This window comes from Arthrobacter sp. CAN_A214, from assembly GCF_015751955.1.
GTDB lineage: Bacteria > Actinomycetota > Actinomycetes > Actinomycetales > Micrococcaceae > Arthrobacter_D.
Genome location: NZ_JADOUU010000048.1, coordinates 1 through 9,394, shown reverse-complemented (window position 1 = coordinate 9,394; position 9,394 = coordinate 1). Strand labels below are relative to the sequence as shown.

The 9,394-nt window shown below is 61.6% G+C and carries 6 protein-coding genes and 3 pseudogenes; 5 read left to right on the top strand and 4 right to left on the bottom strand.

Going from position 1 to position 9,394, the window contains the following annotated elements; genetic code table 11:
• From IWX65_RS16655 to IWX65_RS16645, 3 genes and pseudogenes are all read left to right on the top strand, one after another.
• Positions 1 to 219 (top strand): annotated as a pseudogene (locus IWX65_RS16655) (MFS transporter); the annotation flags it as partial.
• 194 nt (positions 220 to 413) lie between these two features.
• Positions 414 to 848 (top strand): hypothetical protein, encoded by a 435-nt coding sequence (locus IWX65_RS16650; RefSeq protein WP_196884657.1) that lies wholly within the window; start codon positions 414 to 416, stop codon positions 846 to 848.
• Between the two features lie 110 nt (positions 849 to 958).
• Positions 959 to 1,372 (top strand): hypothetical protein, encoded by a 414-nt coding sequence (locus tag IWX65_RS16645; RefSeq protein ID WP_196884655.1) that lies wholly within the window; start codon positions 959 to 961, stop codon positions 1,370 to 1,372.
• Between the two features lie 487 nt (positions 1,373 to 1,859).
• Here IWX65_RS16645 and IWX65_RS16640 read toward each other — a convergent pair whose 3' ends face one another.
• The 3 genes and pseudogenes from IWX65_RS16640 to IWX65_RS16630 all read right to left on the bottom strand — a co-directional run.
• Positions 1,860 to 2,318: a hypothetical protein gene (locus tag IWX65_RS16640; protein ID WP_334683960.1), complete on the bottom strand. Its 459-nt coding sequence runs from the start codon at positions 2,316 to 2,318 to the stop codon at positions 1,860 to 1,862.
• Positions 2,319 to 2,891: 573 nt separating this feature from the next.
• Entirely contained in the window at positions 2,892 to 3,722 is an 831-nt protein-coding gene (gene istB / locus IWX65_RS16635; protein ID WP_196884653.1) for an IS21-like element helper ATPase IstB, read from the bottom strand.
• Positions 3,719 to 4,942 (bottom strand): annotated as a pseudogene (locus IWX65_RS16630) (Mu transposase domain-containing protein); the annotation flags it as partial. The gene istB and the pseudogene IWX65_RS16630, both read right to left, overlap by 4 nt.
• Before the next feature lie 156 nt (positions 4,943 to 5,098).
• Between IWX65_RS16630 and IWX65_RS16625 the strand changes: the two are divergent.
• Complete coding sequence (locus IWX65_RS16625; protein ID WP_196884651.1) at positions 5,099 to 6,265, top strand: tyrosine-type recombinase/integrase; 1,167 nt, start codon at positions 5,099 to 5,101, stop codon at positions 6,263 to 6,265.
• Entirely contained in the window at positions 6,265 to 8,619 is a 2,355-nt protein-coding gene (locus IWX65_RS16620; protein ID WP_196884648.1) for a tyrosine-type recombinase/integrase, read from the top strand. Before IWX65_RS16625 ends, IWX65_RS16620 begins: the two co-directional genes overlap by 1 nt.
• 49 nt (positions 8,620 to 8,668) lie before the next feature.
• Here IWX65_RS16620 and IWX65_RS16615 read toward each other — a convergent pair.
• A pseudogene (locus IWX65_RS16615) lies at positions 8,669 to 9,187 on the bottom strand (IS21 family transposase); the annotation flags it as partial.
• Between the last annotated feature and the right edge of the window lie 207 nt (positions 9,188 to 9,394).

The window sequence follows — 9,394 nt, the reverse complement described above, 5'->3', positions numbered from 1 at the left end:
CCCTCCATCGTTCGGGAACGGGACCTGGTCGCCGCGAACAGCGGGCTCTGGACCGCCGCCGTCATCTCCCAGGTTGTCCTGGCACCCCTGGCCGGCGTGGTGGTCGCAGTTTTTGGTTATGACTGGGCGTTCTGGATCAACTCCGCAAGCTACCTCGCCTCAGCCGCAGCCCTGCTACGCCTCAAAGTGCCAGCCCATCCCGAACGCACCCACCGGTGATTGTGTCAAGCCGTCCTGGCCCCGGCCGGACGGCTTGAAGTGGCCCCGGCTGATGACCATCGAACGTAGCCAAGCCGTCGATGCCTCATGGTTATGACCCCGGTGCAGGATCCTTAAACGGGTCTTTCGGTGGCAGCTGTTTGATTCTCTTGGTGGAGCGTCTTGATGTGGCGTCGGTTTGCGAGACTGTCACCATGACCATCGATATGAGAGCCATGCTCGGACGCGTCGTTCCGGACGTCTTCGATGAGCATCTTGTGACGGCCGACGTGAACGCCGATCATGAGATTTGGCCCTACGGATCACTCGTTGATAGCCGGACGATAGAGGGGCGCTCAGTCATCATCGGAGCTGACGGCGGTGCATTCATGGTCGGTTACGTTCCGGAGCTGAACGTGCAGGCCATGGTCTTCGATGAAGAGGACGAGGAGGAGGACGCCGAGGAATACCGGGAGAAGGCATTGCGAGAGCTTTGTCTTGTAATGCTGGTATACCTCGAGGGAGGAGGCCGAATCAGTGAGCGGCGCAGCCTGTTGGGCCGCGGCGTTGTCCGCAAATTGATCATCGAGTCAGACGGCTTCGAGTGGCGCTTGGGCCGAAACTTGGGGAGCGGCCCGAAGCCGCTTTGACCAGCCGAAAGATCCGGTGCAGTGCAGTGTTATGGCCATGCCAGTGGCAGGCGAGCTTCCCCGGTGGTCCTAGACGTGCGAAGGAGACAAGTGAAGGTATCGGTGCCGGGATGAATCAGTTTGGTCTGTGCCCTGACGCGAGCGGTGGTTTTGACTTCCTCGTGGATGGTCAGTTCCTGCGTGAGTTGGTGTTCGAGACGGATGACCTGGATCAGTATGGAATCACGCTGTTGCGACGACGCAAGTTGCCCTTTGGTGCCGCCCAAGATCAGATCCGTCGACTGAAGGGGGAGCTTCCAGGCAAGTTCTTTCCGCACCGTGTCTGGCTCTACTTCTGCGGTGGATGCTTCGACGAGGGCTGCGGTGGGATCAGCGTAAGAGTCCAAGTTGGAACTGATCGGGTGGTTTGGAGCGATTTCTGTCATGACGGTCCGCCAAGTACTGAGAACGAGCTGGACGAGTTTCAGGAGGAAGACAGGATTACCTCTGTTGGGCCGCTCGTATTCGATCGCGGCGAGTATTAGGCAGCCTTCAACGGTGTGGCTGACCAACTGGGACGAAGCTACCTGCGGCACTGGCTCAGCACAGCGCCTTTGACCTGTACTCCAACCTGATCTAACCGTCCCGAAGAGCGATCGGCTTTCGAACATTCCGGGATGTTAGGCCGAGTCATTGATTGAGTTGAGGTTGATGCAGAACCGATCAGCCTTCGCAGCTCCGATGACTTCGCTTAGAGGTTCCTGAAACCACTCCTGCCAAATTACGTCCACCTGACTCCTACTGACTGCCCCGCTCTTGAACAGCAAGCTAGCTATGGGGTGCGCCTCGTTCTCGTACTCGTCGTGGGGAGCACCGGCTGGCGTGCAAGGTTCGAGGTTGTACGGATCCAGATCATTAAGCAGCGCCAGGACCGCCGCGGCCGTACTTTTCCACTTGCGACTGCTTGAATGCATATCAACAGAATGCACTAGAGATGTTCCCCTGAGGGATCCCGCAGCGGGATGCTGCGCACTACGGCACTCGTTTGCCGTCAAAGCCATGAATCAAGCCGAGGCGAGCGAGCGAGACATAGGGCGGGTACCAGTCAATGGACTGCTCAGATAGCCACTCTTTCAGTTCTCCGAGAGTGGTGAACCAGGGGTCCGGGTCGTCGTCTCCGGGACCGGCCAACGCTTCATCGGTGATGAAGTAGTCAGCGGCGAAGTCGAAGTCTTTCGGTTCATAGGATCGGTTCAGGTCAGCCTCGCCGTACACGTGAATGAGAAGGTCGTGGCCGACATAGAGGCCGCTGATCACTCTGCCGGCAAACTCACGCCGTCCAGCAACGAGTCCCTCCCAGGACGGCCCATAACCGTACTCAGGCTTCGGCTGGGCTTCCAACTCCAGCAAGCGGGCTTTCCGTGCGCGCCACTCGCGACTGAGCTTCAGCTTGAGCTCCCACCATTTCCACATCGCCCAATCATCGGACATCTGCACGTTCGTTCCAACCCGCGCACGCGGGACCACCGCCCTCCGGGGCGGGAAGGGTTACAACTGAAGTATGCGATGGATAGACAGGTGGATGGACGAAACGGATTGGCCCGAGGATCCGCAACTGAACATCTTTCGAGGAGGGGTCTGGGAGCTTTCGCTGGATGGTGAGGTCAGGGGTTGGGTGACTACCTCGATCAGCCCCATGCGTGTCCTGCCGGCCTTTTGGTTGAAGTTGGAGCGCATGTGGACGCAGGTGCATTGGCTTGATGGGGAACACGAGTATGCGGAGGAGGACTACGGTCCTGGGTGGTACTCCGCGGAGGAATTGCGGGGTGGGTACTTTGTTACGGCTCATCCTCGGACCGGTCTCGACATGCGTCTGGATGCAGTCGCGGTTCTTGGATCCGACCGTGACCGTCTTTGGGCGGAGCTAGATCACGGAGTGGAACCACATGATCGCCAAGGTTAGCTGTCTCTGATCTGCCCGGTAGAGAATCCCTTGCAGAAGAGCCGTCGGTAGTCCCCCGCCCGAGGTGGGGCACTCGTAGGTGATGGTGATACACCCGCGGGTTAGCTCGTGCTTTGCTGGGCGAGGGTGTGGGCGAGGGTGTGGGCGAGGCGGTAGGAGTCGGTGCCGGTTTCGATGATGGCTCCGTTGAAGGTGAGCCGATCGACGATCGCGGCGCAGAGCCGTGGATCGGTGAAGGTTTTCGTCCAGCCGGAGAAGGACTCGTTGGATGCGATCGCAATCGAGTTTTTCTCTTCACGTTCGGTAAGGACCTGGAAGAGGAGCTCGGCGCCTCGCCGGTCTAGTTCCATATAGCCGAGCTCATCGATGCAGAGCAGGTCTACCCGCCCGTATCGGGCGATGGTCTTAGCGAGCATCTTCTCGTCCGCGGCTTCGACGAGTTCGTTCACGAGCCTCGTGGCGAGCGTGTATTTCACCCGGTACCCCTTCTCCGCGGCCGCCGTACCCAATCCGATCAGGAGGTGGGATTTTCCGGTACCAGAGTCCCCGATAAGACACAGGGGTCGTCCTTTGCGGATCCAGTCTCCGGTGGCCAACGTGTGGATGGTTGCGGGGTTGATATTGGGGTTCGCGTCGAAGTCGAAGTCTCCGAGCCACTTGTCCCGCGGGAAGTTCGCGGCTTTCACCCGCCGGGTCGAGGAGCGGCGGTCCCGGTCATCGCACTCAGCCAGCAGAAGCTCGGCCAGGAAACCCTGGTAGGACAACTGTTCTTTTCCGGCGACGGTCAAGGCTTCGTCGAGGACCGCCCGGATCGTGGGCAGGCGTAGCCTGCGGCAGGCCTGGTCGACGGCCGCGACGGCGGCCTGCTCGGTCAGGCCACGTCGCCGCCGCAAGGTCGGGGTCACTGTGGTGGTCGAGGTTGTGGGGCTCATGAGATGTTCTCCTTCGACGTGCTGTTCAAGACGTTGGCGGATGTATTTGCTGGGTTCGCGGGGGCACGTTTCACGAGTAGCTCGTCATAGGAGCTGACGGTCGGGATCGGCCGGCTGTCGGGTGGGAGTCCGGCGATGACAGCGGCGGGGTCCATGAGGCGGCGTTGGGTAAGACTGACAACCTGTTGCACTTTGTCCTCGGCGTGAGCACCACGACGGGCGCTGAAGTGACGGTCTGAACTGGACCCACCCACGCCTGCCAAGTTCTGATTGCCGTTCAGGTGTTCGGTTGCGTGCCGGCGTGCTTCGACAGCGACTACGTCGGCGCTGACCGCGCCTACCTGCAAGGCTGCGCTGATACCGGCCTGGATGTCGTCGGGGTGCATGAACCGGTGGAGGAGCAGGACGTCGATGAGTTCACGGGTTCCGTCCGCGTCGCCGTTGACCCGCCGGGAAGCAGCCCAAAACGCTTCATGAGCGTTGGTGAATGATCCAGCTTCCCGTGCCCTGGCCAGGGCGGTGGAACCGGGAAGAGCCCCGGGTTTGGTTTTGAGGACCTCGAGGTAGTGGTCGAGCTGCACGGATTGGCCGTGCTTGATGGTGATTCGCTGGTGCCTGGCCACGATCAGGCTCCCGTCGAGCACTACGATCTCAGAGGCCCGTAGTGAGACACGGACCTTCCTGCCGATGAAGCGGGCCGGCACGGAGTACTTCACCATGCGCACGGTAATCATTGAGGACCGGTCCACCCTTGGCGTCAGAACAAGCCCGGGATCAAACATCTCCGCCGGCAGAGGTGCCAAATGCTGTTGTTCCGTCTCGAAGTCATGACCGACGGTACGGATCCTGTCGTTGATCCGCCGTCCGTCATCCTCTGCCTCCCAGACCCGTATCCGGTCGTTGAGTTCATCCAGAGACGCGACGACGGGCATCGGAGAGAGCCGGTTGCGGCGGAACCGGCCCACCTCACCTTCGACCCCGCCTTTCTCGTGGGCACCGGTGATGCCGGGCTGGCAGTAGAACGCGTCGAAGCCGTAGTGGGAGCGGAACAGCACCCACCGATCGTTCTCGACCCGCTGCCGTCCCTGACCGAACACCACTGAGGTAACCGCGCTCGTGAGATTGTCGTAGCGGATGTGTTTGGTGGGGACACCGCCCAGGACAGTAAACGCGTCGATGTGTCCCTCGAGGAACGCTTCCTGCGCCTGCGTCGGGTGGACTGTTGACCGCACTACGGGCGTGTTGTCCTGGTCGTTTGCGGCTTAGCCGGGGACTCTTTGTTCTCAAGTGGATCTCTTGAGGGCGGAGTTGTGATGGAACACGAGCAAGGACCTGACCGGCAGATAGGAGGGCTTGTCGTGGCGAGGATTGGGGGCGTGAAAGCCAACGACGACCCGGTGTTGCCTTGGGTGGTTCTCGACGGCTCGGGCGCTGCGATTGAGCCGGTGAGCGAGTATCTACGCGAGCTGCTGGCTTGCGGGAACTCTCCGGCGTCGTGCCGATCGTATGGTTATGACCTGCTGCGATGGTTCCGGTTCCTTGCCGCGGTCCAGGTGCCGTGGGACCGTGCTCAGCGTTCGGAGGTGCGGGACTTCGTTCTGTGGTTACGCACGAGTCACAACCCCGCACGGGACCGTCATCGTTCTGGCGCACCGGCTGCGGGGTCGGTCAACCGACGAACGGGTAAACCCTATTTGGCTGCCGGGTATGCGCCGGCAACGATCAATCACGCTTTGGCGGTGATCTCGGCTTTCTATGATTTTCATCTGCAGACCGGGCAAGGGCCGGTGGTATCGCCAGTGCCGCCGCAGGCACGGTCTGGCCGGCGACCTAAAGCTCACCACAACCCGCTGGAACCGTTCCGTTTAGATCGGCGCGCTGCCTACCGTCAGAAACAGCCCGAGCTTCCATATCGTGCCGTTCCGGATGACGTCGTCGAAGACCTGTTCGCGATGCTGGACTGCAACAGGGACCGGGCTCTGTTCAGCATGTTTCTCTCCAGCGGCGCCCGCGCCCAGGAGATGCTGAGCTTGAGCATCGCTGACGTGCACCCGGGCGAGGGCCGGATTTTTGTTCGGACCAAGGGTTTGGGTGGGACGAAGGAGGCCTGCCCTGCCGCGCCGGAAGCCTTTGCGTGGCTGACCCTTTATCTCGGTGAGCTCGCAGCCGAGGGGCACTGGCCGGGACCGGACGAGCCGTTGTGGTGGACTCGACGGCATCCCTTACGGCCGCTGACCTACTCGGCTCTGCGCGCGGTGCTGCGCCGGATCAATGACGGCATCGGCGCGAACATCACTCTGCACGATCTGAGGCACACACTGGGATTACGGCTGATCGAGGACCCGAACGTAAGTCTCGTCGACGTGCAGCACGTGATGCGACACCGCCAGATCACGACGACCGGCGGTTACCTCCGACCCCGGACCGACGAGGTGATCGCCAAGGTTCACGAGCACTACACGCGGCCCAAACCGCAGCCACTGCCTCTTACCGGCTGGTTGTATGACCCTCAGGACCTGACCGACGTGTTTGGCCCGGCTTGATGGCCACCCGACATGGACGGGTCGCCCGTACCCCCGTCAGCGCGCAGGATTCGCAGGCCCTCAAGACGTCCTCGGCGGTAGTGCTGCCTGCGCCGACGGTGTCGGTTGGCCGTGAGACCGCGACCCGTGATGAGCTCAGGGAATTGGCTGTGGGGTTACTCGAGAACCCCACTTACCAGCAGAAATGGCGGCAGAACCTCGCGCTGAGCCGCGTCCTGGACTGGCTGGAAACCTACCCGGGTGAAAACTGGCAGGAACGCTGGCTACTCAGCGGCGCCGATCATCAAGGCCGTGGCTGGGGACCGCCGGACCTGGGGCCGGCACTGCGCGGACGGCTCACCGCGGGACTGGGTGTCTTGATCGTGGTGCGTGCCGTTCGCCCGTCCTACGCCTGGTTATCTGGCAGTCGATTGCTTGGCGTCTATGCGATGTTCCGATGCCATAACCAGACCGAAGCCTTCGCCGCGCTGGAAACGAGGACCGGCAGTCGTGGGACGACCGAGTACTCGGCCGAGGCCCTGAATTTGTTGACCCGCATGGTGATCGTCACCGGCAAACCGCTGCGCGCACTGGATCTCGGCGACTTCCAGGCCTACTCTTCCGCGCGACTAGTTTCTGGACGCACCGTGGCTTCCCTCCCGCTGGCCTATGAGATCCTGCACGCCATCAGTGGCCTCAACGGGTTGCCGCCGACCCTACGACAGGCGCAGAACCGCGGGCAGTTGACGGTCGCGGAGCTCGTGGACCGTTACCCGATCATCAACCGAGAGGTCCGCGACGTGCTCGTGCACTATCTGCTCGAGCGCTCCGCCACGCTTGACTACGCCTCGCTGGTCAACCAGGTTCAGGTGCTCGTGGACTTGTTCTGGTGCGACCTCGAACGCCACCACCCCGGACTCAACACGCTCCGGCTGCCTGACAGTGTCGTCCAGGACTGGAAGGTAAGACTTCGGACACTACCCAACGGCACACCCCGACAAACTGTTCATACCGCACTGTTCACGGTCAGGGCTTTCTACCTCGATCTGCTGCAATGGTCGCTGGAAGACCCCGCACGATGGGCGCGATGGGCCGCTCCCTGCCCTATCGGCCAGGCCGACATTGGCGGCTACGTCAAGGAAAACCGCCGCCGCCAAGCCCGCATGCAACAACGCACCCGAACCCTCATCCCGGTCCTACCGCAGCTCATCACCGCAGCCGAGGACCAACTCAGCCAAGCCAGCCAGTTACTGACAGCCGTCCGCAACACTGACCCCGGCGAAGAATTCGTCATCAACAATCTGCGGTATCGGCGGACCGGCCGTTCGGGTAGCAGATGGCGACCTACCGCTTTGTTCGTGACCCCGCTCGATGAGCCCGGGCCCCGATTCGATGCCGAACGACGTGAGGACAACGCGTTCTGGACCTGGGCCGCCATCGAAGTCCTACGCAGGACCGGAGCGCGAATCGAGGAACTCCTCGAACTCACCCACATCAGCCTGCGCCAATATCAGGCACCAACCGGTGAGATGGTGCCGCTACTGCAGATCAGCCCATCCAAAACCGACTGCGAACGCGTCATCCCTGCCGACCCGGACCTCGTCGCAGTGCTGGCCCGGATCATCCGCCGTATCAAAAACGATGACGGCAAAGTGCCACTCCTTCAGCGCTACGACCCCTACGAACGGCTTTTCGGCCCACCGCTACCGCACCTGTTTCAACGTCTCACCCATCACCGTCTCCAAGTCCTCCCGCCGGACCGGATCCGGGCACTGCTCACGGACCTTGCCCGACGGGTAGACCTCACCGATGTCGATGGCACCGCGTTGACGTTCACTCCACATGATTTCCGCCGCGTCTTTTCCACCGAGACCGTGAACAGCGGCCTGCCGATCCACATTGCCGCGAAAGTGCTGGGACACCTTGACCTGAACACCACGCAGGGCTACGTCGCGGTTTACCCAGAAGAAGTGATCAGCCACTACCGGCAGTTCGTCGACCAACGCCGCGCCCGGCGGCCGAGCGATGAATACCGCGAACCCACCGACACAGAATGGAACGAGTTCCGCGACCACTTCAGCCTCCGGAAAGTAGCACTCGGCAGTTGTGAGCGGCCCTACGGAACTCCCTGCCAACACGAACACGCCTGCGTTCGCTGCCCCATGCTCCGCATGTCACTGAAGCAAGTACCCCGCCTGCTGGAAATCGAACGCAACACCCACGAGCGTCTCGAAGAAGCTCACCAAATGCAGTGGCTCGGCGAAGTCTCAGCCCTCGAGGAAAGCCTCCGCCACATCGCCGCGAAAAAACGACAAGCCGAACGACTCGGCGATCACATCAACGAAGGCGAAGCCGGAACCCCTGCGCTGAGCTGAAACCCCGACGAAGATGTGACCAACGCGAATACCAGAACCTAGTGCAGAGAAAGACCCGGTGGATCGCTTTGCCGGAGTGGGACAAGCGAAAGGTGAACATATGGCACTTGGTCTTCACCCCGGCCAACACCACCCAAACCTCCCCGAAGTCGACTTCCGCCTCCGCCCCCGGCGCATGTTCCTGAGGAACGAAAACCTCCGGCAGCCGACCAGCCTCCGCATCGATCTCCGGACGACGTTTGCGGACATAGTCACGGACCGTCGAATAAGACAGCTCCCTTGCCCCGTGCTCATCAACGAGGCGAGCGAAGACACGTCTCGCGGTATGACGCTGCTTGCGGGGACCCTCAAGGTCCTGCCGGAGCATCACGTCGACCACGGCCTTGAACGCATCCAACCGGGGCGCTGCCCGCACCCGAGGCTTCCGGGCTGGTGGTTCCGCCTGCCCCAGGGCCTGCCGGACAGTGGGCCGGCCGACACCATGACGCCTGGTCGGCTCCCTGATCGAAAGACCTTCCACACGCGCATCACGCCGGATCCGCGCAAAAACTTCCACCCGAGACTCCATTCGAACCTCCACCTTGAGCAACCAAAAAAGCGTTGCAACAACGGTGAAGGTGCGTCCGGCTCAAACTGCCCGTGACACCCCAAAAACCTCGAAGTGGGTACCGCTTAGCTTGGGTGAAATCCACCGGTCGTCGCAACACTCAGGTGCTGATGGTGGTTTCAAAGAGCTTAGCGAAGAGGTTCGCGGGGGTGTCCCAGCCGAGGGTTC